Source organism: Desulforamulus hydrothermalis Lam5 = DSM 18033 (assembly GCF_000315365.1).
Classification (GTDB): domain Bacteria; phylum Bacillota; class Desulfotomaculia; order Desulfotomaculales; family Desulfotomaculaceae; genus Desulfotomaculum; species Desulfotomaculum hydrothermale.
Map to the genome: position 1 here is coordinate 23,687 of NZ_CAOS01000010.1, position 21,812 is coordinate 45,498.

The 21,812-nt window shown below is 51.9% G+C and carries 24 protein-coding genes and 4 tRNA genes; 26 read left to right on the forward strand and 2 right to left on the reverse strand.

From position 1 onward, the window contains the following. Nucleotides 1-173: 173 nt before the first annotated feature. Together DESHY_RS07540 and DESHY_RS14265 are read left to right on the forward strand one after the other, a co-directional pair. A complete protein-coding gene (locus DESHY_RS07540; RefSeq protein WP_008411713.1) occupies nt 174-827 on the forward strand; it encodes a phosphoribosyltransferase in 654 nt (217 codons plus the stop codon). Between the two features lie 41 nt (nt 828-868). After that, a complete protein-coding gene (locus DESHY_RS14265; protein WP_162829801.1) occupies nt 869-1,027 on the forward strand; it encodes a hypothetical protein in 159 nt (52 codons plus the stop codon). A gap of 99 nt (nt 1,028-1,126) precedes the next feature. Here DESHY_RS14265 and yyaC read toward each other — a convergent pair whose 3' ends face one another. After that, nucleotides 1,127-1,732, reverse strand: coding sequence for a spore protease YyaC (gene yyaC / locus DESHY_RS07545; protein ID WP_008411714.1), 606 nt, complete (start codon nt 1,730-1,732; stop codon nt 1,127-1,129). A gap of 148 nt (nt 1,733-1,880) precedes the next feature. On the opposite strand from yyaC, the gene DESHY_RS07550 reads away from it, so the two are divergent. The 23 genes from DESHY_RS07550 (at nt 1,881) to scfB (ending at nt 19,963) form a co-directional block, all read left to right on the forward strand. Then, entirely contained in the window at nt 1,881-2,948 is a 1,068-nt protein-coding gene (locus DESHY_RS07550; protein ID WP_008411715.1) for a YkvI family membrane protein, read from the forward strand. A 15-nt stretch (nt 2,949-2,963) separates the two neighbouring features. Beyond that, a complete protein-coding gene (locus tag DESHY_RS07555; protein WP_008411716.1) occupies nt 2,964-3,794 on the forward strand; it encodes a CvpA family protein in 831 nt (276 codons plus the stop codon). Nucleotides 3,795-3,878: 84 nt separating this feature from the next. Next, entirely contained in the window at nt 3,879-5,273 is a 1,395-nt protein-coding gene (locus tag DESHY_RS07560) for an aminopeptidase (protein ID WP_008411717.1), read from the forward strand. 106 nt (nt 5,274-5,379) lie between these two features. Further along, nucleotides 5,380-6,237, forward strand: a complete 858-nt coding sequence (locus tag DESHY_RS07565; RefSeq protein WP_008411718.1) for a mechanosensitive ion channel family protein — start codon at nt 5,380-5,382, stop codon at nt 6,235-6,237. Between the two features lie 59 nt (nt 6,238-6,296). Next, nucleotides 6,297-6,581, forward strand: coding sequence for a MerR family DNA-binding transcriptional regulator (locus DESHY_RS14595; RefSeq protein ID WP_008411720.1), 285 nt, complete (start codon nt 6,297-6,299; stop codon nt 6,579-6,581). A gap of 343 nt (nt 6,582-6,924) precedes the next feature. Next, entirely contained in the window at nt 6,925-7,191 is a 267-nt protein-coding gene (locus DESHY_RS14600; protein ID WP_008411723.1) for a hypothetical protein, read from the forward strand. 303 nt (nt 7,192-7,494) lie between these two features. Next, entirely contained in the window at nt 7,495-8,634 is a 1,140-nt protein-coding gene (locus DESHY_RS07575; protein ID WP_008411724.1) for an IS200/IS605 family accessory protein TnpB-related protein, read from the forward strand. Between the two features lie 305 nt (nt 8,635-8,939). Next, a complete protein-coding gene (locus DESHY_RS07580) occupies nt 8,940-9,155 on the forward strand; it encodes a DUF951 domain-containing protein (protein WP_008411725.1) in 216 nt (71 codons plus the stop codon). 144 nt (nt 9,156-9,299) lie between these two features. Further along, entirely contained in the window at nt 9,300-9,587 is a 288-nt protein-coding gene (gene rpsF, locus DESHY_RS07585; protein WP_008411726.1) for a 30S ribosomal protein S6, read from the forward strand. A gap of 36 nt (nt 9,588-9,623) precedes the next feature. Beyond that, nucleotides 9,624-10,031, forward strand: coding sequence for a single-stranded DNA-binding protein (locus DESHY_RS07590; protein ID WP_008411727.1), 408 nt, complete (start codon nt 9,624-9,626; stop codon nt 10,029-10,031). Between the two features lie 40 nt (nt 10,032-10,071). Further along, on the forward strand, nt 10,072-10,305 hold the full coding sequence (gene rpsR / locus DESHY_RS07595) for a 30S ribosomal protein S18 (RefSeq protein ID WP_008411728.1): 234 nt from the start codon (nt 10,072-10,074) through the stop codon (nt 10,303-10,305). Nucleotides 10,306-10,530: 225 nt separating this feature from the next. Next, on the forward strand, nt 10,531-10,941 hold the full coding sequence (locus tag DESHY_RS07600; RefSeq protein WP_008411729.1) for a MarR family winged helix-turn-helix transcriptional regulator: 411 nt from the start codon (nt 10,531-10,533) through the stop codon (nt 10,939-10,941). A gap of 182 nt (nt 10,942-11,123) precedes the next feature. Beyond that, nucleotides 11,124-12,083, forward strand: a complete 960-nt coding sequence (locus tag DESHY_RS07605; protein ID WP_008411731.1) for a YybS family protein — start codon at nt 11,124-11,126, stop codon at nt 12,081-12,083. A gap of 28 nt (nt 12,084-12,111) precedes the next feature. After that, the gene (gene rplI, locus DESHY_RS07610) at nt 12,112-12,561 is read left to right on the forward strand and encodes a 50S ribosomal protein L9 (protein WP_008411732.1); all 450 of its coding nucleotides are present in this window, start codon (nt 12,112-12,114) and stop codon (nt 12,559-12,561) included. A 48-nt stretch (nt 12,562-12,609) separates the two neighbouring features. Then, a complete protein-coding gene (gene lonC / locus DESHY_RS07615) occupies nt 12,610-14,550 on the forward strand; it encodes a Lon family ATP-dependent protease (RefSeq protein ID WP_008411733.1) in 1,941 nt (646 codons plus the stop codon). A 33-nt stretch (nt 14,551-14,583) separates the two neighbouring features. Further along, a complete protein-coding gene (gene dnaB / locus DESHY_RS07620) occupies nt 14,584-15,906 on the forward strand; it encodes a replicative DNA helicase (protein ID WP_008411734.1) in 1,323 nt (440 codons plus the stop codon). A gap of 364 nt (nt 15,907-16,270) precedes the next feature. Further along, nucleotides 16,271-17,557 (forward strand): adenylosuccinate synthase, encoded by a 1,287-nt coding sequence (locus tag DESHY_RS07625; protein ID WP_008411735.1) that lies wholly within the window; start codon nt 16,271-16,273, stop codon nt 17,555-17,557. A gap of 273 nt (nt 17,558-17,830) precedes the next feature. Next, nucleotides 17,831-17,906 (forward strand) — tRNA-Lys (locus DESHY_RS07630). Nucleotides 17,907-17,920: 14 nt separating this feature from the next. Beyond that, nucleotides 17,921-17,996: transfer RNA gene (locus DESHY_RS07635), tRNA-Glu, on the forward strand. 21 nt (nt 17,997-18,017) lie between these two features. After that, nucleotides 18,018-18,093, forward strand: a tRNA-Lys gene (locus DESHY_RS07640). 59 nt (nt 18,094-18,152) lie between these two features. Beyond that, nucleotides 18,153-18,227: transfer RNA gene (locus tag DESHY_RS07645), tRNA-Gly, on the forward strand. Nucleotides 18,228-18,374: 147 nt separating this feature from the next. Then, a complete protein-coding gene (gene scfA / locus DESHY_RS13625) occupies nt 18,375-18,518 on the forward strand; it encodes a six-cysteine ranthipeptide SCIFF (RefSeq protein WP_008411736.1) in 144 nt (47 codons plus the stop codon). A 92-nt stretch (nt 18,519-18,610) separates the two neighbouring features. Beyond that, nucleotides 18,611-19,963: a thioether cross-link-forming SCIFF peptide maturase gene (scfB, locus tag DESHY_RS07650; RefSeq protein ID WP_008411737.1), complete on the forward strand. Its 1,353-nt coding sequence runs from the start codon at nt 18,611-18,613 to the stop codon at nt 19,961-19,963. A gap of 75 nt (nt 19,964-20,038) precedes the next feature. Here the strand turns inward: scfB and DESHY_RS13630 are convergent, their stop codons facing one another. After that, nucleotides 20,039-20,233 carry a hypothetical protein gene (locus DESHY_RS13630; protein ID WP_072866196.1) on the reverse strand — a complete coding sequence of 65 codons (195 nt, stop codon included), beginning with the start codon at nt 20,231-20,233 and terminating at the stop codon, nt 20,039-20,041. 201 nt (nt 20,234-20,434) lie between these two features. On the opposite strand from DESHY_RS13630, the gene DESHY_RS07655 reads away from it, so the two are divergent. Beyond that, nucleotides 20,435-21,784 carry a LysM peptidoglycan-binding domain-containing M23 family metallopeptidase gene (locus DESHY_RS07655; protein WP_008411739.1) on the forward strand — a complete coding sequence of 450 codons (1,350 nt, stop codon included), beginning with the start codon at nt 20,435-20,437 and terminating at the stop codon, nt 21,782-21,784. Nucleotides 21,785-21,812 lie beyond the last annotated feature (28 nt).

The window sequence follows — 21,812 nt, forward strand, 5'->3', positions numbered from 1 at the left end:
TACCCCCGGCCGGCCCACCTTATATAAGCGGGGGTTCAGGATGCAGGTAAGGCCAAGAAACTTTACGGCGGCAGCTAATCTTTTAAAATTTGACCGGAGCTTAAGGGAAAAAACGCCCACCGGGTACATTAATACTCTGAACCCACCTGAAAAACTAAAAAGGGGGGGTTCTTTTGTTTGAAAACCGTATGGCGGCCGGTCAGAAATTGGCAATTGCCTTGCAAGAAACAAACCGGCCCGCCGACATTGTTATAGCAATACCCCGCGGCGGAGTTGTAGTAGGCCATCAAGTGGCCCGGGCGCTGGGCATACCCTTGGATATTATCATTCCGAAAAAAGTTGGAGCGCCCCAAAATCCTGAGGTAGCGGTGGGTGCCGTTACCCAGGACGGAACAGCCATTTATCATCAAGAGTTGCTCAGCCGCCTGGGATTATCAGAAAAACAACTGCAGCCGGCCGTACAAAAAATTATTGATGAGATAAACAGGCGCACCGCGGCTTACCGTAACAACAGGCCGGGAGCTAACCTGGCAGGACGGCATGTTATTGTGGTGGACGACGGCATTGCCACCGGTTTTACCATTTTAGCGGCCCTGCAGTCAATTAAAAACAGCGGCTGCCAATCCGTCACCTTGGCGGTGCCGGTGGCGCCGCCGGAAACCGTGCAGCGGTTGGCGAAAGAAGTGGACCATTTGGTTTGTCTGGTATCCCGAGAGCCCTTTTACGCCGTAGGGCAATTTTACCTTGATTTCAGTCAGGTCAAAGATGATGAAGTAATAGCTGTTCTTCAACAATATAACTGTGACAACCAAAAAACCCGCAGCTAGTTGCTGCGGGTCAAACTGTTGCCAAACATTATCGGTGGTTGATGATCCCCTTTGGCTCCGGTCTACGCACCGACAGCACTATGATTCGCTACGGTGGCCATTGGGGTCGCCTCAAACGGGCCATCCTGGCCCGGTTCGGCTGGCGCCTACGTCCTGTGGGCGCCCCCCCAATGGCTCCTTTCGCTCATCAAGTGCTGTAACGGTGCTTCGACAAGTCGCCCACAGGGGATCATCAAACCACCTCCCTTTGTTTTACAACCTTTAACCACCGTTGGTGTTTGTCGACAAAAAACCCGCAGTTAGTTGCTGCGGGTTTTCTTTTGCAATATTTGCGCGGTTTGCAGCAGGCCGTCGGCAATTAGGTTGGCCAGCCGCATCACCAGGTTTAGCCGGGTATTTTGCAGCACCAGATACTCCAGGAAGCCGCCCACATTAACCACCCCGGTAATATAAAACTGACCCACGGCCGGCAGGGATTTATTTACCCCGGCACCGGGCAGCAGAGGACCGTCGCCAATGTTCACACAGCCAACATTTTCCAGGTGGCCCAGACAAGCATCAACTGCAATTACCGGTGCAGCCGGGTGCCTGGTTATAATCTCAGACAGTTTTTCATTCATATTACCGGCATGCACAGGGTCATCCAGTGTGCCGTAAACCCTAAACCGATGCCCCTCGGCAGCAGCCAGCTTGCTTCCCACCAAAGGACCCAGGCAGTCACCGGTAGACCGGTCGGTGCCGATACAAACAATTACCACCTCATCATCACTGCGGATGCCGCAGGCCTGCAACCGGCCGGTTAAATCCAGGGCAAAACTGTCCACAGCAAAGGGATCTTCCACACTGATTCTGGTTTTTGGGGCTAATACTGCTTGCTGGTGTAAGGTATCCAAATGAACGGACATCCTATCACATCCTCTCAAGGCAAACATACTATATATATGCCCCGTCTATGCATTGTTTATTCACTTACTGATCAATTTTCTTTCAGGTTCAGCCGGCACCCTGAACGGCATAGTATTAGGAAGAAAGCAAAACTTAAGGGGTGGCGGCATGATCAATAAGGCATCGGCCGGTCTGTTAGTCCGCTTGACGGCAACCTATGTTGGGGCGGTTATCGGGGCCGGTTTTGCTTCCGGCCAGGAAATATTGCAGTTTTTTATTTTGCACGGTTATCGAGGGTTGCTGGGTGCCCTGCTGGCGTCACTGCTGTTTGCTTACCTGGGCGGACTGGCCATGTACCTGGGCGTAAACCTGAAGGCCGGCAGTTACCGGGAAGTGTTTAACTGCTTATGGGGGCGGCGGACTGCCCAATTGATGGATCTAATCAGTCTGGCCATACTGGCAGGAGGCTTGGGTGTAATGCTGGCGGGCAGCGGAGCGGTGGCCGAGGAATACCTGGGGCTGCCTCGCTGGTTGGGCATAGCGGCTGCTTTGCTGGTTGTCTTTTATGTCATTATGCATGGTCTGACAGGATTATTAACGGCTAATGTAATATTAGTACCGGTGAAACTGGCCGGGGTTTGCCTGATTGCCGCCCTGGCTGTGATGCACCGCGGTTTGCCTGCGGCATTGCCTTTCATCAACCAGCCGGGGGTAGGCGGGCACTGGCTGTGGTCGAGCCTGCTGTATGTCTCCTTTAATATGACCGTACCGGTGGCGGTGTTATCATCCCTGGGGCGTACGGCAGATAAAAAAACCGGTGTTTACGCAGGTGTTTTGGGCGGCTTGATTTTAGGCGGCGCCGTAGCCCTGGTAACCGTCGCCGGCCTGGCATTTTACCCGGAAGTGGCTAATTATGAAGTTCCCTTGCTGTATATGGCCACCTGTGTCAGCTCAGTCCTGCGGCCGCTGTTTGCCCTGTTGATCTGGCTGGCCATCCTTACCACGGCCATTGCCAATGCTCATGGTTTTGCCAGCCGCTTGGCGCCGGCGGGCGGCAGGCGTTACCGGCTGTGCGGCTGTATCCTTTGCCTGGCCGTGCTGCCCTTAACCCTGTTTGATTTTTCTTTTTTGGTCAGGGTGCTTTATCCCTTGTTTGGCTATGCCGGGCTAATTATTTTTTGTTCTTTTTTAATTGCTCCTCTGTGGAAACCACACCGGGGCGGCAAGCAAAGATAGCCGGCGGCAGGATTATTGTCCGGCAACAGCGAACACCAAACTAAGCATCAGGCGTTGTGTAAAGCGGAGGTGGAAAAAATCAACTGGCTGGACAATATTTTTATTTTTTTACTGATCATAACAAGTTGGCAGGGCTTCTTTTACGGTTTACTGGCCGGCTTGCTGCGTCTGGCCGGCTGGCTGGTAGCATTTTATGCAGCTGTTCGTTATCACCGGCCGTTGGCCCAATGGCTGGCAGACCAATGGGGATGGGCAGATTACCTGGCCCGATTGCTCGGCTCTTTTATAAAATTACCGGCGCCTTTTAACAGCCAGGAAATACTAAGCCTGCCCGTTGGAATGCTGCAAAAACTCAGCTCTCAGTTTGTCTTGCCGGCCCCCTGGCCGGAAATAATTGACCTGCTGGGCAGGTGGGGTCAGCACTGCACGGTGGGTCAGGCATTTAATTTATTATTGGCGCACGCCTTGCTTAATATTTGCAGCCTGGTGGCCGTTATACTGGCGGTCAGGATCATAGCGGGATGGCTGATGTCTGTTGTCAGCTTTATTGTCAAATTCAGCCCGCTGGGGCCGGTGGACAAGTTAGCCGGTTTGCTGCTTGGTTTTTGCACCGGCATAGTGATTATTACGCTGATAATCAGCGTGCTGGTGCCCCTGCAGGTCCCCCTGGCTTTACTGGGCACACAGGGGTTAACGGCGGAGTTGGCCAGAGGTATCAGTGAATCCTTAATCATAGCCAAATGGCAGCCGCTGGTGCAAAATTTGCACATCCTGCCCTCCCTGGGACCCCGGTTTGACAAGTCTTTGTTTAAATACCTGCCGGCGGGGCCGGGTACGCAAATATAGGTTTGTTCCATTACCCGGCGGCGGGCAGGGTATAATAACTTAACGGCCAACAAGGCCGTAAACAACGTAAGGAGGCATCTTTAAATGAAAAAGGTTGAGCACCTGGAGTACAGCCGTAAAAATGTTTGGGAACAGGCAAACCATGAGCTGGTACAGCAAATCATGGCCTTTGCCGAGGATTATAAAACTTTTATCAGCAGTGCCAAAACAGAACGGGCATGTGTCCGGCAAATTATCCGGCGGGCTCAAGCAGCCGGTTTTCAGCCGGTTGACCGGTACGAACGCTTGCAACCCGGTGACAGGGTTTATATAACGGCCAAGGAAAAAATTGCAGTCCTGGCGGTTATCGGCCGGCAGGACTGGCAAAAAGGAATTCGCCTTATCGGTTCCCACACTGATGTGCCGCGCTTGGATCTAAAACCCCACCCGTTGTATCAGGAGGCAGGGCTGGCCTTTTTTAAAACACACTATTACGGCGGCATTAAAAAGTACCAGTGGTTAACCATCCCGCTGGCTTTGCATGGTGTGGTCTGCCTGGCAGACGGGCAAAGGGTGGAAATATCCATTGGCGACCGGCCCGGCGATCCTGTTTTTACCATTACCGATTTGCTGCCTCACTTGGCCAAAGACCAAATGGTAAAAAAGATGACCGAAGCTGTGGCAGGCGAACAACTGAATTTATTAATCGGCGGGCAACCCCGGCAGGACAGTGATAAAGAGAATGCCGTTAAAATGAATATTTTGGCCCTGCTGCACGAAGAATACGGCATTACTGAAGAAGACTTTATCAGCGCCGAGCTGGAAGCAGTGCCGGCAGGGGCAGCCTGTGATGTAGGATTGGACCGCAGTATGGTGGGGGCCTATGGCCAGGACGACCGGGTGTGTGTTTATACTTCGCTGCAGGCTTTGTTGGAAACGAAGGAACCGGCATGCACAGCGGTGGCGCTGTTTGTGGATAAAGAGGAAATAGGCAGCACAGGCAATACCGGCATGCAGGGGAGATTCCTCACCAATGCCCTGGCAGAAATCGGCTGCCGGCTTGCGCCGCAGTTTAATGAGTTGTCCCTCTACCGCATGCTGGCACAATCCCGGGCGCTTTCCGCTGATGTAACGGCTGCCCTGGATCCCAACTTTGACGGGGTGCTGGAAAAACTTAACGCTGCCCGCTTAGGAGGCGGGGTGGTGATAACAAAGTATACCGGTGCCCGGGGTAAATATCATACCAACGATGCCAACGCTGAATATGTAGCATTGTTAAGAAACCTGCTCAACCGGCAGCAAATTACCTGGCAGACCGGCGAATTGGGCAAAGTGGATCAAGGCGGCGGCGGCACCATCGCCCATATGATGGCAGAACTGGGCATGGAAGTAATTGACTGCGGGGTAGCGCTGCTTTCCATGCACGCCCCGCTGGAGATTGCCAGCAAGGCGGATATTTATGAATGTTACAGGGCATATAAAGCATTCTTTAATGATTAAGGCTTAAGACAAAGGTTTAAAAAACAAAGCCATAAACCGCCGTTAAGGTGTGCCGGCATTTTGAAGCATTCTGTAATGCCGGAGGGTTGCAACCAAGGAGGTCAGCATGGATTTTGTACCTGTCAAAGAGTGGTTTTTGGGCCTGTTTTCCACCAAAGACATACAACAGGCCCTGAGTATTACCTTAAGAATTATTGCTACACTGGTTTTGGCCAGGCTGCTGATCCGTTTTGGCAGCCGCCTGGTGGAAAAAATTTTTAATGCCAAACCCGGTCAAATTTTGGGCGACAACCGGGCGCAAACCCTGGCCGGGTTGTTAAAAAGCGTGCTTCGCTACGGGGTATATTTTGTAACCGTTATTTCCATAGTGGAAATTTTTATTCCCAATGCAGCCAGGACGGTTTTGGCCGGTGCGGGCATTCTGGGCCTGGCGGTTGGTTTTGGTGCCCAGAACCTGGTGCGGGATATTATCACCGGCTTTTTTATCCTGTTTGAAGACCAGTATGCGGTGGGGGAATATGTGACAGTGGCCGGGGTTACCGGTACGGTGGAAGAAATCGGCCTGCGGGTGACCAAAATTCGTGAGTTTGGCGGCCAGTTGCACATTATCCCTAACGGCATCATTACCATGGTAACCAATTTCAACCGGGGCGGCATGCAGGCTTTAGTAGAAATAGGCATTTCCTATGAAGAAAATATTGACCGGGCTATTGAGGTGCTTAAGCAAATGAGCCGGCAGTTTGCCCAAACCTGGGCGGCAGATTTAATCGAAGGGCCGGATGTGCTGGGTGTGGTCAGGTTTGGCGAGTCAGATGTAGTCATCCGCATCACCGCCAGAACCAAACCCATGCGCCAGTGGGAGATAGAAAGGCAGCTGAGAAAAGCTGTAAAAGAAGCCCTTGACCGAGAAGGCATAGAAATACCCTACCCCCGCCGGGTGCTGATTTCCATGGGAGGTACGTAATAGTTATCTTATTTCTGACAAACCTTGATAAAACTTAACAAACATAATACAATAAACTTATGGAACTATTAACTATAAGCAAAGCGGCAAAGAAATTAGGTGTACATCCGAACAGCCTGCGCAACTGGGAGAAGCAAGGCTTGATTAAGCCTGTCCGTTTACCTGGCGGTCAGCGCCGGTATTCCATGGACGAACTCAACAGGCTTTTGCAGTCCGGCCAACTGGACGCCGGGCAGGAAGGCGTCGTCCTGTACGCCCGGGTGTCCACCAAAAAGCAGGCGGATGCCGGCAACTTAAACAGGCAACTGGAAAGGCTGAGGCAATATGTGATCGAGTCGCATTAGCCTGTTGTACCCGAGGTCACCGACGTAGCCAGCGGTTTAAACCAAAAACGCCGCGGTCTGACAAACGTGCTCAAGCTGGCCGAGCGGGGTGAGTACAAAAAACTAATTATCGAATATCCCCCCCCGCTTGACTAGTCGACGCGTGGCCACATTGAGCGGCATTTAAGGTACTGTGGCGTAGAGATCGTAGCCATAGCTGAAAAAGAGCCGGAAGACGCACAATCCGAATTGGTCAGGGACTTATTGGCAATAGTCACGTCTTTTTCGGCCCGGCTGTATGGCGCCAGAGGCGGGAAGAAGGTCAGGCAGGGTTTTCGGGGACTGATAGCGGAGGCATCTCAAAGTGAAAAAACGGAAGAACAACAAGAAGAAGCCGACTAAGACCGGTGGCGGCATAAGCTACACCGTCTGCGGCGAATTTTTTCCGGAGGTTTACCCTGCCTTCCGCTCTCAAAAGTGGAGCCGCGGGATGGAGGATCCGTTAGACACCGAGATGCGGCTGTTCTGCTCCTGCACCCGCTGGGCCTTCAACCGGTTACAGGAAGATAATTCCCGCCCAGAGATAAAGAAGCAGGGTCAAGGAACATTCAGCATATACTCCCGCTATTGAGACGACGACGTACGGAAAGCCAAAGCCGTAACTGAATCGCAAACAGAGCTGCTGACACTGGAAAGGGAAGAGACAGAAACGAAACTGGCCCGCGCCAAGAAGAAACTCCGTTGGGCAGAAAAAGACCTGGACAGGGCCGTTAAAGCAAACAATCAGGCTAAAATCGAGGACTTTAAGCACACCGTACACGGCCGCAAAGCCAGGGTAAAAAAGCTGGCTGACAAGCTGGACGAGCTAAAGGTCCACCGGGACAACGGCACCATACCAAAAGTAATTTTCGGAGGCCGCTCTCTGTGGAAGCGAGTGTGCAGAGGCAGGGTTTCGAGAGAAGAATGGCGGCAGGCCCGGCAGGACAGGCTATACGCCCGCGGCGACGAGACCAAAGGCGGCAACCCGAATCTCAAAATAAGCTGGCATAATGGAGAATTCACCCTGTCTGTGACCATCTCTCACCTGTCCGAACAGAAAGGGACAGACAAGAAGGGTAGACCCATAATGACCAGGGCCCCCCGGGTAACGGGCAAGCTCTGGCTGCCTGAGAAGCACCGGCAAAAAGTGCTGGAGCTGCTCTTATCAGGTGTGCCTTACACTGTGGAACTAATCAAAGGTAGGGACAGCCGGTATAGGGTGCACATCACCTTTGCCGTTACAGCCCCCGTTTTAGTGACCAACCCCAACCAGGGTTACCTGGGTGTAGACACCAACCCCGACGGAGCAGCGCTGGCCAACGTCAGTTACACCGGACAGCCCACGCCCTGGCCGGAAGGTTTCACCATACCCTATCCGAAAGCACTGCACAAATTCGCCGGGGAATTTCAGATAACCATGCACCCGAACGGTTTTCTTTACATCAAGGTACCAGAATTGTCCTACAGCCGGGGCTTCCGGCGCACGTACTTAATTGGCGTGCTTGCCAAAGTAGTGGTGGACACAGCTAAAACTTTAGGCAAACCCATCGCTTTAGAGAGCCTGGACTTCGGCAAAGACCGTTTTGACACCAACCGGAAATTCAACCGCATGGCGGCCAATTTTCCGTTCAAGAAGATGGTCGAGGCCGTCACCCGTAAAGCCTTCAAAGAAGGCGTCGGTGTAAAGCAAGTCTGGCCGGCGCACACGTCCACCATCGGCTATTACAAATACATGGAGCGTTACGGCATAACTATCCACCACGCCGCGGCATTAGTGATAGCCCGGCGGGCGATAGGTTTTAGAGAGCGCATTACCAAAGAGTTAAAGCAGAAAGTTCAGGCCGTCAAAGAGAAGCTGAGTCAAAAGGTAAATTCCTTGCCTGGGGAAGGAAGAGGGATGACCCGAAAGGTGAAGCAACTCTTCAAGCGGCTGGACGGAAAGATTTCTGTACACAACGGTTTGACCCGTTACAAACAGGAATCGTTTCACTCTGTCTGGCATGACTTGAAACACCTTGCTTTATCAAGTAGGTGACCCCGTTTAGCCGGAGTACGGTAACAACCGGTAGGCCGCATCTAACAGATCTCGGGAAGCAGAGCCGCAAGGCTTTCGCCGGACGGTCAACGCAAGACGGAAACCCCCCGTGGTTTTCCATATGGCCGCGTTTTGCGCCCGTAAAGCACTGTTTTTCCGTCCGGGTGAGACTCCCGGGGCCGAGGTCCCCTGTCACCCCAGCGCAACTTTTGCCCCCCCGCCCCCCCCCCGGTCAGGGGGGGGGGGGTTTACAAAAATCTAACTATTGTTAGGTATTGTGAACTTTTTTGAACCAGGTGTAAACAATGAGTAAATTCCAGGTGGGTGATGTGGTAAAAACCCGTAAACCACACCCCTGCGGCAATGATACCTGGGAAATAATGCGCACGGGTGTGGATTTTCGCATTAAGTGCCAAAAATGCGGGCGGGTTCTTTTACTGCCACGTCCCAAATTTGAAAAAAGTGTAAAAGCTGTACTAAGCAGTTCGGGGGGCAGTTCAACCGGGGAAAAGGGCGTGTAAGCGGGCATACAAAAATTATCCGAACAATCCCTTGCCCTTTGTATATATTGATGATATAATTTTACAGTGCCTTACGAGGCATTTTTCCACCCTGCTCTATTCAAGGGATAGAGCCGTTAGTCCGTGGGGAGGAGGTGAACTGTTGTGCGCAACTACGAAGTGATGTATATCATCAAACCCGAGTTGGAAGAAGAAAACGTAACTGCATTAATTGAAAAATTTAAAGCCCTGGTGGAAGAAAAAGGCGCCGAAGTTACCAAAGTAGACAAGTGGGGCAAGCGCCGTCTGGCTTACGAAATCAACCACCTCAAAGAGGGCATCTATGTTGTAATGCAGTTTAAAGCTGAAGCTGCTGCAGCCGCTGAATTAGACCGGGTTATGAAAATCAATGATGACATCATTCGCCACATGATCACACGCGAAGATGAGTAGATTTTGTTAATAGAACAACCCAAGGCGGTGTTTAAAATGCTCAATAAAGTTATTTTAATTGGGCGTCTAACCCGAGATCCGGAACTGCGTTATACCACCAACGGTATTGCTGTGGCTAAAATGACGCTGGCGGTGGATCGCCCTCAGTTTAATAAGGAAAAAGAAAAAGAAGCCGATTTTATCGATATTGTGGTGTGGCAGAAACAAGCTGAGACCTGTGCCAACAACCTGGGCAAGGGTCGTCTGATAGCTGTGGAGGGCCGCCTGCAAATTCGTTCCTATGATGACAGCCAGGGCATTCGCCGTAAAGCCGCCGAAGTGGTGGCAGACAACATCAGGTTCCTTGATTGGCCGAAAGACCGGGAAAATCAAGGCGGCAGCTCCTTTGGTGGCAGCGGTTTCGGCAGCGAAATCAGCTTCAGCGGTGATGACATACCGTTTTAGGGTTAACTAACAGCGGGCACCCGAGCAAGGAGGGAAAACCATGAAACGTGAACGCGGACGCAGAGGCAAAAAGCGTGTTTGCAGCTTCTGTGTAGATAAAGCAACCACCATTGACTATAAAGAAGTATCTAAGCTAAAGAAATACATTACCGAGCGCGGCAAAATTTTACCCCGCCGCATTTCCGGCAACTGTGCGCATCACCAACGGATGCTGACCACTGCCATTAAGCGGGCTCGCAATATTGCTTTACTGCCCTTTACCGCAGAATCCTAAAAAACGGCCGAAAGGCCGTTTTGAAATTATTTGCAAGGTTGTAAAACAAAATGAGGTGGTTTTATAATCCCCCTGCCGGTGCGTAAACCGGAGCCAAAGGGGGTTACAAACCACCGATAATGTTTGTCGAAACCTTGGAAGCACCGGTAACGGTGCTTTAATTATTGGACAAGATAGCCGGTTCAATTTATAATAATAGCAAAAATAAAAACGGAGAAAAAACACATGGAGAGTAAACTGGCCTTAAGCCTTTACCTGGCTTACAAGAAACTGCAAATTCACTTTACCAACCTGGCGGAGCAAATGGGTTTGGATCCCGCTCCCCTGTCGGCCCTGATGAAACTATGGTGCCAGGACGGCCTCACCGTTACAGAACTGGGAGACAAACTGTCTTTAAAGGCCAGCACCATTACTTCCCTGATTGACCGCATGGAAAGGGACGGCCTGGTATATCGGGAAAGAAATCGGGAAGACCGGCGGGTAGTCAGGATATATCTCACAGAAAAAGCGAAACAGATAAAAAATAATTTTCCCGGGTTTGAAGAATACATTCAGGAAGTTATTAAAGGCAAATTCACGCCGGAGGAACAAGAAACGTTAATTAAACTGCTGCGCAAACTGGAGGCAACCCTGTAATAAAAAGCTGTTAACCAGGAAGGTCAACAGCTTTCACTTTTATGCGCAAAACGGTGCTGTGTACTTAATTAACCAGCGGCGGGAACAAATAACAACGGCGTCCGGCAGGAAATGAGCCGGCTGCCAGCGAATCAGTAGTTGTTTTAAGGGTTTGCAAAATAAATATAAGAGGTGATTTTTGTTTGGGTGCCTTACGAGATACCCGGGCGCTGGTGGAAGGCGCTTTTACCGCAGCATTGACGGCGGTGCTTGGTTTGCTGGGAATATTTATCCCCCCGTTTTTGTTCTTCTTCAGTATCCTGATGCCGATTCCCCTGGCGGTGTTGGTTAAACGCCGGCATTTATATACGGGTATACTGTCACTGGTGGTGACAGGGTTTTTGCTGATGGTTCTTTACCCTAATCCCCTGAAAGTGCTGCTGCTGCTGATTCTCTTTGGCCCCCTGGGGCTGGTGCTGGGCTTATTGTATAAAAATTATGCACCCGCCGGCCACGCCCTGGTGGCAGCCTCGCTGGTGTCGGCGGCGGCCTACCTGACGGTTATTGCACTGACCGTATTTGTGTCGGGGATTAATTTAGAAACCTTGCACAGTTTTATTAATGAATCCCTTAACAACGCCTTTCGCATGTATGAAGAGGCGGGTAACCCGGTTTCCCCGGAGCAGCAGGAATTTTTCAGGCAGACGGTTAAAACCTCCCTGCTGTTAATGCCGGCCTACTTTGTGCTGCACGGCATCGTATCTGCCACCCTGTCCTACCTGCTGGGCAACCGGGTTTTGAAAAAACTGAATTACCCGGTTAAATCACTGCCTCCCTTCAGCCGGTGGCGGCTGCCCTGGTATGCCATTTGGGGCATTATTCTGGGGCTGATGTGTTACCTGGCCGGCAGCTATTTTGGCTTATCAACCCTCAAAGTGGCAGGGCAAAATATATTGCTGGTGGTTCTCTTTATTTTCTTTATCATCGGCCTGGCGGTAGTGGCGCATTTTTATAAAAAAATCAAGTTTTCCAAACCTTTTAAAACCATCCTAGCCGTTCTTTTAATACTTTACATTACATTTGTTTACCCTGCCGTTGTGGTGCTGGGGGTGCTGGATACCGTCTTTAATCTGCGGCGCCCGTTGGCCAACAAAGAATCATAAGATTAAATTTATATAGAGGGGGATTTACATGCAGGTTGTACTTTTGCAAGACGTAGCTAAATTAGGCAAAAAGGGAGATATTGTTAATGTAACCGAGGGCTATGCCCGCAACTTTTTATTTCCGCGGAACTTGGCGTCCCCGGCTTCCCAGGGCAAGCTGAAGGAAATTGCCGTTCAGAAGCAAGCCCAGGCAGCCAAGAAACAGAAAGAAGAAGCGGCAGCCAGGGAGCTGGCGGCTAAAATAGATGGCTTAAGCGTGGTTTTAAAGGCTAAAGTGGGTGAAGGCGGCCGCCTGTTTGGTGCTGTCAGCAGTAAAGATATTGCCGACGGCCTCAAAGCCCAGTTCGGCTACCAGATTGACAAGAAAAAAATTGCCCTGAAAGAGCCCATTAAAACCTTGGGCTACCATAAAATTACCGTTAAAATTCACCCGGTGGCCCAGGCTGAAATCAATGTAAATGTGGTGGCCCTGGAGTAAACCGCATAAGAACCGGGACAGGAACAGGCATTGAAAGGAGTAACACACATGAAAGTTTTCCTCGAAAGGTTTATGGGCGGCAACAAAGAAACGGCAGAGGATCAATTTTCCCGACAGGACCGGTTGCAGCGGCAGGTTACCGCATTGTACGGGCTGTTAAGCAATATTTACGGCGCCGACAAACTGGTGTTGCGGGCAGGAAAGTTAGATGCTCTGCAGTTAATGCGTTCCGATAAGCTGGAGGAAAGGGTACTGGCTTTGCAAAAGCTGGTATTTGAAGATCCAACATACGAAGATCTGCCTTCCCTTGACGAGATCCCGGCAATTTTAGAAACACTGCAGGACGAACTGGCCGATGTGCTGGCTCGCCGCACCGTGGAAGAAGAGCTGGAAAAGAAAATCGGCGAAAAGATGCACCAGCGGCACGAAGACTACCTGCGCGAAATTAAAATGCAGGTGATTAAAGAAAGCAGCGGTCCGGAAAACGCCCAAACCCTGAAAAGGCTGGCCCTGCTGGAAAAACTGGAAACTAAAAAACTGGCTGTTTCCGCCATGGAAATACTGCGGCCCACCTGCATTAACGAAGTGGTGGGCCAGCAGCGGGCAGTGAAGTCTTTGCTGGCCAAACTGGCTTCACCCTTTCCCCAGCACATCATCCTTTACGGGCCGCCCGGCGTAGGTAAAACTACCGCTGCCCGGCTGGCGCTGGAAGCGGCACGGCAGATTAAAGGGGCCCCCTTTGCCAAAGACGCGCCCTTTGTGGAAGTGGACGGCACCACCCTGCGCTGGGACCCCCGGGAGGTAACCAATCCCCTGCTGGGTTCGGTGCATGACCCCATTTACCAGGGGGCCCGCCGGGATTTGGCGGAAACCGGCGTACCGGAGCCTAAACTGGGCCTGGTTACAGATGCCCACGGCGGGGTATTGTTTATTGATGAAATCGGTGAGCTTGATCCGGCCCTGCAAAACAAGCTCCTTAAGGTGCTGGAGGACAAACGGGTGTATTTTGATTCTGCCTATTATGACCCCAATGACCCCAATGTTCCCCAGTATATTAAAAAAATCTTTGAAGAAGGGGCGCCGGCAGACTTTGTGCTGATTGGCGCCACTACCCGGGAGCCGGAGGAAATCAACCCTGCGGTGCGTTCCCGATGTGCCGAGGTGTTTTTTGAACCCCTCACCCCGGCAGATATTCAAGACATCATCCGGCAGGCGGCGTCCAAGCTGCAGGTGGATATGGATGAGCAGGTGCCGGAGATTATTTCCGAGTATACCATTGAGGGACGAAAGGCCATTAACATTTTGGCGGACGCTTACGGGTTGGCCTGCTTCCGTCGCCAGGAAACCAATTCAGTGCATTTGACGGTGCAGGATGTTTATGAAGTAATCCAGGTCAGCCGCTTAACGCCATATGTATTAACCAAAGCCTCGGATGAATGCGAAGTGGGTAAAATTTTCGGCCTGGGGGTAGCCGGCTACCTGGGTTCGGTGTTGGAGATTGAAGCGGTGGCTTTTGCTGCCCGCAACGCCGGACAGGGCACCATTCGATTCAACGATACGGCGGGCAGCATGGCCAAGGACTCGGTATTTAATGCGGCAGCGGTGATTCGCAAACTTACCGGCAAAGACATCAGCCAGTACGACATCCATGTCAACCTGGTGGGAGGCGGCCGCATTGACGGGCCCTCTGCCGGGGTGGCCATCATGCTGGCCATGTTAAGCGCGGTGGAAGAGCAGCCGCTGCCCCAAAACATCGCAGTAACCGGCGAAATTTCCATTCAAGGCAAAGTGCGGGCGGTGGGCGGTGTTTTTGAAAAAATTTACGGTGCCAAACAAGCCGGCATTAAAAAAGTGTTTATTCCCAAAGAAAACCTGCCGGATGTCCCGGCTGACCTAAAGGGCATAGAAGTAATCGCGGTGCAGCGGGTAGAGGAAATACTGGCGCACATCTGGCCGCACCACCAGTCAGCTCTCTGGCTGGTTAGTTAACAAAACAGGCAAACTGACCAAAAAGGTGAGACCATGTTAGATCGCGTACCACCGCAAAACATTGAAGCGGAGCAATCGGTGCTGGGGGCTATGCTGCTGGAACGGGAAGCTATCTTCCGGGTGATGGAATTCCTGAAACCGGAAGACTTTTACCGGGACAGCCACCGCCTGATCTATGAAGTGATCCTGGAACTGGCCGAATCCGGCCGGCCGGTGGATCTGATAACCGTTACCGACCTGCTGCGGGCCAAGGGAGACCTGGAGAAAGTGGGCGGTGTTAGCTATGTAGCCACCCTGGCCAACCTGGTGCCCACCGCCGCCAATGCTGAATATTATGCCCGCATTGTGGAGGAAAAGGCCCTCACCCGGGCTCTTATTTCTGTTACCACCCGTATTTCCGCCCGGGGTTACGAGGGGGCGGAAAATCCCGAAGAACTGCTGGACGAAGCGGAACGCTCCATTTTAGAATTAAGCCGCCGGCGCAGTAGCGACACCTTTGTTCCTATCAAGGAAATCCTGGTTAAAACCTTTGAAGAAATAGAACATGTCTATACCCACCGGGGCAAAATAACCGGCGTTCCCACCGGGTTCCATGACCTGGACCGGATGACCAACGGCCTGCAAAAGGGCGACCTGATTATTTTGGCAGCCCGTCCCAGTATGGGAAAAACTGCCTTTGCCATTTTAATCGGCCAGTATGCTGCCCTGCGGCACCAGGTGCCGGTGGGCATCTTTAGTTTGGAAATGTCCAAAGAACAGCTGGTGCAGCGCATGCTGTGTTCCGAGGCCATGCTGGACGCCCATAAAGTGCGGACCGGGGATTTAACCGACGATGACTGGGCCAAGCTGCACGAAGCCGCCCGCCATCTTTCCCGGGCCCCCGTTTATCTGGACGACAGCGGCGCTGTCACAGTGCGGGAAGTCCGGGCCAAAGCCAGGCGCCTGAAAGCCGAAAAAGGCCTGGGTTTGCTGATTATTGATTACCTGCAGTTGATGTCGGGCGGCCGGCGCACGGAAAATCGCCAGCAGGAAATTGCCGAAATCTCGCGCAGTTTAAAATCCCTGGCCAAAGAACTGCAGGTGCCGGTGCTGGCCCTTTCCCAGCTGAGCCGGGCGGTGGAAAGCCGTACCGACAAGCACCCCATGATGTCCGACCTGCGGGAGAGCGGCAGCATTGAACAAGATGCCGACCTGATCATGTTTATCTACCGTGACGAATACTATAACCCTGATTCAGAGAAAAAGGGGATAGCCGAAATTATTGTGGCCAAGCAAAGAAACGGTTCGGTAGGTACCATAGAGCTGGGATTTTTTAAAGAATTTGTAAAATTCGTCAATTTAGCCCGTCGTGATTAGAAAACAACATTGTGCAAGAAAGAACAAAACCACGGCGGGTTCTTTCTGCTTTTATGCGGCTTTATTCCGGTTGACAACAGCAAGAAACTGGGTTAGTATATTCCTGTTTGGTAACACCGACAGTCTAATATTTAAATGCATCAAGCAAATTAATGGGGGTATTCGGACAGCAGCTCAAATAGAAAACTTTTTAGTTTCTGTTTGGGTTATTTTTATTTTAATGGAAAGAATACCTACCAGACAGCGCCGTTTAGCATAATTGGAGCCGGTGTTAACCTGCACTTAGTGAAGAAAAGAGCGTTCTCCGGGATGTTTTAGGGAAACGTCCTGCGCAGCGGTTTTTGAGGTATTAGGAGGTGTCATTGTGTCTACAGTTGTCATTATCGGTGCCCAGTGGGGGGACGAAGGCAAAGGCAAGATTACAGATTTTTTGGCTGAAAAAGCCGACCTGATTGTGCGTTACCAGGGCGGCAACAATGCCGGCCACACCGTGGTGGTTGACGATGCGGAGTTTAAACTGCATTTGATTCCCTCCGGCATTTTATATCCCGAAAAGACCTGCGTGATTGGCAACGGCGTGGTGATCGACCCGGGTGTACTGAAACAGGAACTGGATTCCCTGGCTGCCCGCGGGGTACCTATCGGCAAGCTGCGCATCAGCCAGCGGGCCCATGTCATTATGCCCTATCACCGTCTGATGGATGCGGTGGAAGAGGAACAAAAGGGTGAAGCTAAAATTGGCACTACCCGCCGGGGTATCGGCCCTACCTATACAGACAAAGCTGCCCGGGTAGGCATTCGGGTGGTGGATTTAATTGATCAAGAAGAATTTCCCCGCTTATTAAAGCAAAACCTGGAGCGTAAAAATGTGATTTTTGAAAAACTTTTTGCCGTCCGGGGGTTTGCTTACGAGGAAATTCTTAAAGAATATGAGGGTTATGCAGCAATGCTGGCACCCATGGTGGAAGACGTTTCCCTGCTGGTGCACAACGCCATTAAAGAAGGCAAGAATGTGCTTTTTGAGGGGGCACAGGGTACCCTGCTGGACCTGGATCATGGCACCTATCCCTATGTAACCTCATCCCACCCCACAGCAGCGGCGGCTGCTCTGGGTACCGGCATCGGGCCTACCAAAATTAACCGGGTGCTTGGCATTGTCAAGGCCTACACCACCCGGGTGGGCGAAGGGCCTTTCCCCACCGAGCTGCTGGACGGCGCAGGGGAAGAAATTCGCCGCAAGGGCAATGAGTTTGGCACCACCACCGGGCGCCCCCGCCGCTGCGGCTGGTTTGATGCGGTGATTGTCCGCTATGCGGCTCGCATCAGCGGGCTCGACAGCCTGGCCATTACCAAGCTGGATGTATTGAGCGGCCTGCCGGTGATTAAGTTATGCTCCGGCTACCGCTACAAAGGGGAAATCATTCGGGAGTTCCCGGCTTCATTAAAAGAGCTGGCCAAATGCGAGCCGGTTTACGAAGAATTCCCCGGCTGGCAAGAAGATATTTCCCGGGTAACCCGTTACCAAGACCTGCCGGACAATGCCAAACGCTACCTGGAGCGCATTGTTGAGCTGACCGAGGTAAAAATTGCCCTGATCAGCGTCGGCGTCAAGCGCAACCAAACCATTATCATAGAAGACCTGTTCAATTAAATTTAAGCGGCAGGCGGTTCTCAACCGTAATGCCGCCAATTTTGCCAAACAACCCGTGTCACTTTGCCGGTGCTGCGGGTTGTATTTATTTCAGGGTGCAGGCAAAGCCGGTCAAGGCTGCCGGACTGCCCGCAGCGGTACCGGCAGATATGTATTATGTTGTATTTTTGCTAAAAAATTAAAGTAATGTTTTGAAGACAAACATGTTGACACTTATCCGGTGTTGTTGTAATATATCACATGTGAGGTCGCACGGCCGATAATTCAATACCTGATCCATTAGCTCAGTCGGTAGAGCACCTGACTTTTAATCAGGGTGTCCCGCGTTCGAGTCGCGGATGGATCACCACCACAAAAATTTGTGGCCCCTTGGTCAAGCGGCCTAAGACACCGCCCTTTCACGGCGGTAACACGGGTTCGAATCCCGTAGGGGTCACCAATTTTTGTTTTTTTATCTCTTGACCCATTAGCTCAGTTGGTAGAGCACCTGACTTTTAATCAGGGTGTCCCGCGTTCGAGTCGCGGATGGGTCACCAAATTTTTATTTAACAGATGTTTGATTTTTTACAACAGGCGGGTATAATTATAATAAGATGCGGGTGTAGCTCAATGGTAGAGCATCAGCTTCCCAAGCTGAGGGTTGCGAGTTCGATCCTCGTCACCCGCTCCATATTGTTAGAGAAAAGTCAAGGCCCCCCGGCAATCGGGGGGCTGTTTTGTCAACAACGGCAACCCCTTCTTAACGCCGGCCAACTTTTGCTTGCCTTGGACAAACCAGGTGCTATATAATCGTATACGGAAAGGGGATGAACGACTGATGAAACATATTAAAACCTTAAATAAGAAGTCCTTAGCAGCCACCCTGAAAACCGGCGGTTGCGGTGAGTGTGCCACTTCCTGCCAATCTGCTTGCAAAACCTCTTGCACAGTAGGCAACCAGGTTTGCGCCAAGCAGGCCTAGGCCCGGTGGTCAACACGGTAAAACCACAACCTTGTCTCTGCGGGAGTGTTTTTCCCCGGGGATAAGGTAATTTTTTTTGGGGGGACTTTTTTATGATACACAAATTCATCTTTGACGGCGTCCGCATTGTGGTGGATGTGCACAGCGGGGCGGTTCATGTGGTGGATGAGCTGGTATGGGATCTGCTGGACTTATACCAGACGGCTGCCGGAGAAGAAATCATGTCAGCCCTCTCCCCTCGCTATGACCGGGCGGAGATCGAACAGGCCTTGGCGGAAATAAGCGCCTTACAGCAGGAAGGCCTGTTGTTTACCGCTGACCCGCACCAGGACAACTACCGGCCCCGGACCGATACAGTGGTAAAAGCCCTCTGCCTACATGCCGCCCATGACTGCAATTTGCGGTGCAAATACTGTTTTGCCGGCCAAGGGCAGTTCGGCGGGCCCGGCGGCTTAATGTCCGCCCAAATAGGACGGGCTGCCATAGATTTTCTCCTTGAACAATCGGGCCCGCGCAAGCATATTGAAATCGACTTTTTTGGCGGCGAACCCCTGCTCAATTTTCAAGTCATCAAGGAACTGGTGCCCTACGGCAGGCAAAAGGCCCGGCAAGCCGGCAAAGAAATCAAGTATACCCTTACCACCAACGGCGTGCTGCTGAACCGGGAAGTACAGCAGTTTCTGCTGGACAATCAAATGGCTGCTGTTTTAAGCCTGGACGGTCGGCCGGCTGTCCACGATGCCATGCGGCCGGCTCCCTCCGGCCGGGGCTCTTACGCTTTGGTGCTGCCGCACATGCAGGCCTATGTGCAGCAAGAGCCGGCGGCCGGCTATTATATCCGGGGCACCTTTACCCGGCATAATCTGGATTTCAGTCAGGATGTTATGCACCTGGCCGAGCTGGGCTTCCGGGATATTTCGGTGGAGCCGGTGGTCGGCGGCAGCGAAACCGATTATGCTTTCCGGCCGGAAGACCTGCCCCTGTTGCTGGAGGAATACGAAAAGCTGACCCGGTTGCTGCTGGCCCGCCGGGAAGCCGGCCAACCCATTAATTTTTTCCATTTTAATATTGACTTGAGCGGCGGGCCCTGCCTGCCCAAGCGCTTGTCCGGCTGCGGCGCCGGCTATGAATACCTGGCGGTGACACCCGAGGGTGACCTTTACCCCTGTCACCAGTTCGTGGGACGTCCGGAGTTTTGGTTGGGTCATGTCACGAGCGGCATTCAAAAACCCGGCATTATTGAGCAGTTCCGCCAGGCGCACATTTATAACAAACCGCGCTGCCGCAGTTGCTGGGCCAAATTTTATTGCAGCGGCGGTTGCCATGCCAACGCCCAGGCCTTCAACAACAACCTGCGGGAGCCCTACGAAATTGGCTGCCGGCTGGCCCAAAAGCGCTTTGAATGTGCCATTTATTTACAGGTAAAACAAGCAGGTCTTGCCTAAACAGTAACGGCCTCCGTTTAATCAAACGGAGGCCTCAGATTGTCGCCAAAGGTTGTAAAACAAAGTGAGGTGGTTTTATGATCCCCTGTCGGCGACTTGTCGAAGCACCGGTAACAGCACATGATGAGCGAAAGGAGCCATTGGGGTGGCGCCCACAGGACGTGGGCGCCAGCCGAACCGGGCCAGGATGGCCCGTTTGAGGCGACCCCAATGGCGACCGTAGCGAATCATAGTGCTGTCGGTGCGTAGACCGGAGCCAAAGGGGATCATAAACCACCGATAATGTTTGTCCACACCCTGCGGTCTCCGTTTGAGTTAAACGGAGACCTTTTTAATTTTACGAAAACTTTACCCGGACAAAATATTGTGATAAAATGTATGTGCCTTAATTTGCCTTACAACGACTTCTTTTCCAAATTAAATAGGGTTCCATAGAGAGTTGGCAGTTATCTTCTCGAAAGGAGTTGAACCATGCAGTTTACAGACAAGCTGAAATCCCTGCCCAATTGGCTGGCCAAGCAGCCTAAAGCCTATCAACAGGGATTAGGTGTGTTATTAGCGGTTGTCCTGGTGCTCAGTGTCGTTTTTGCGGCAACCGGTAACGGGGCCTGTGCCGTTGCGGTGGACGGTCAGGTGGTGGCGGTAGTAAAAAGCAAGGCTGCGGCAGAAGCGGTCGTTAACTCGTTAGTTAAGGAACACCAAGCCAAAGCGGCCAAAGTTAAGCTGCAGCAGCAGGTTACATATAAAGCGGCCAAAGACTTAAAAAATGAAGTTGTCAGTGAAGAAGAACTTAAACGGCTGTTGTCCCAAAGGCTCACCTTTGAAGGCGTGGCTGCCGGCATCCAGGTAAACGGCAGCTTAAAGGTAGCGGTGAAAGATAAGGCAACCGCCGATCAAGTGCTGGAAAACCTGAAACATTCTTATCAAATGGGGCCTGATTTCAAATTAGGCTTCAAGGAAAAGGTAGAGGTAGTGGAGGTGCCTGTACGGGCTGATAAAATTCTGGATCAAGCGGCTGCTTTAAAGCGGCTGCGCGGTGAATCGGATACCCCCAGGTATTACACAGTTAAAGAAGGCGATACCTTGTGGGATATTGCCATTAAGTGCAAAGTCAGCCCGGACGATTTAATTGCCAACAACCCTGGCTTCGAGCCGGAAAAAATGCAGATCGGCCAGAAAATTAAGATGGTCGGCGTGCCTGACCCCATCATTAATGTGGTGGCGGTGGCCGAAAAAACAGTAAAAGAGGAAATTGTAGCGGCCCAGCAGGTACGCAAGAATGCCAAACTGCCCTTTGGCAAGACCGTGGTCATTCAAAAGGGCGAAACCGGCCTGAAGGAAGTTACTTATAAAATTATTGCCGTTAACGGGTTAGAAACCGAGCGGCAGGTTTTACAAGAAAAAATACTGAAAGAGGCAAAACCGCAGATTATTGAACGCAGTGCCCAAACCATGGTGGCATCACGCGGTTATCGGCCCGGCGGCGCCATTCTTTCCCCCTTCGGTATGCGCAACGGCCGTATGCATACCGGGGTGGATTTAGCCAGGCCCTACGGCTCACCGGTAGGCGCCTATAACGAAGGCCGGGTGATCCGGGCGGGCTGGTACGGCGGCTATGGCAAATGCGTGGATATCAGCCACGGCAACGGCATAGTCACCCGCTATGCCCACCTGTCTACAATTAATGTCAGTGTCGGCCAAACCGTCCAGCGCGGCCAAAAAATCGGGGCAGTGGGATCCACCGGCCGCTCCAGCGGGCCGCACCTGCACTTTGAAGTAATTGTTAACGGTGTGCCAAAAAACCCCATTGGTTATATATAAGACGTATAAAACCTCCCGGAAGTTGCGC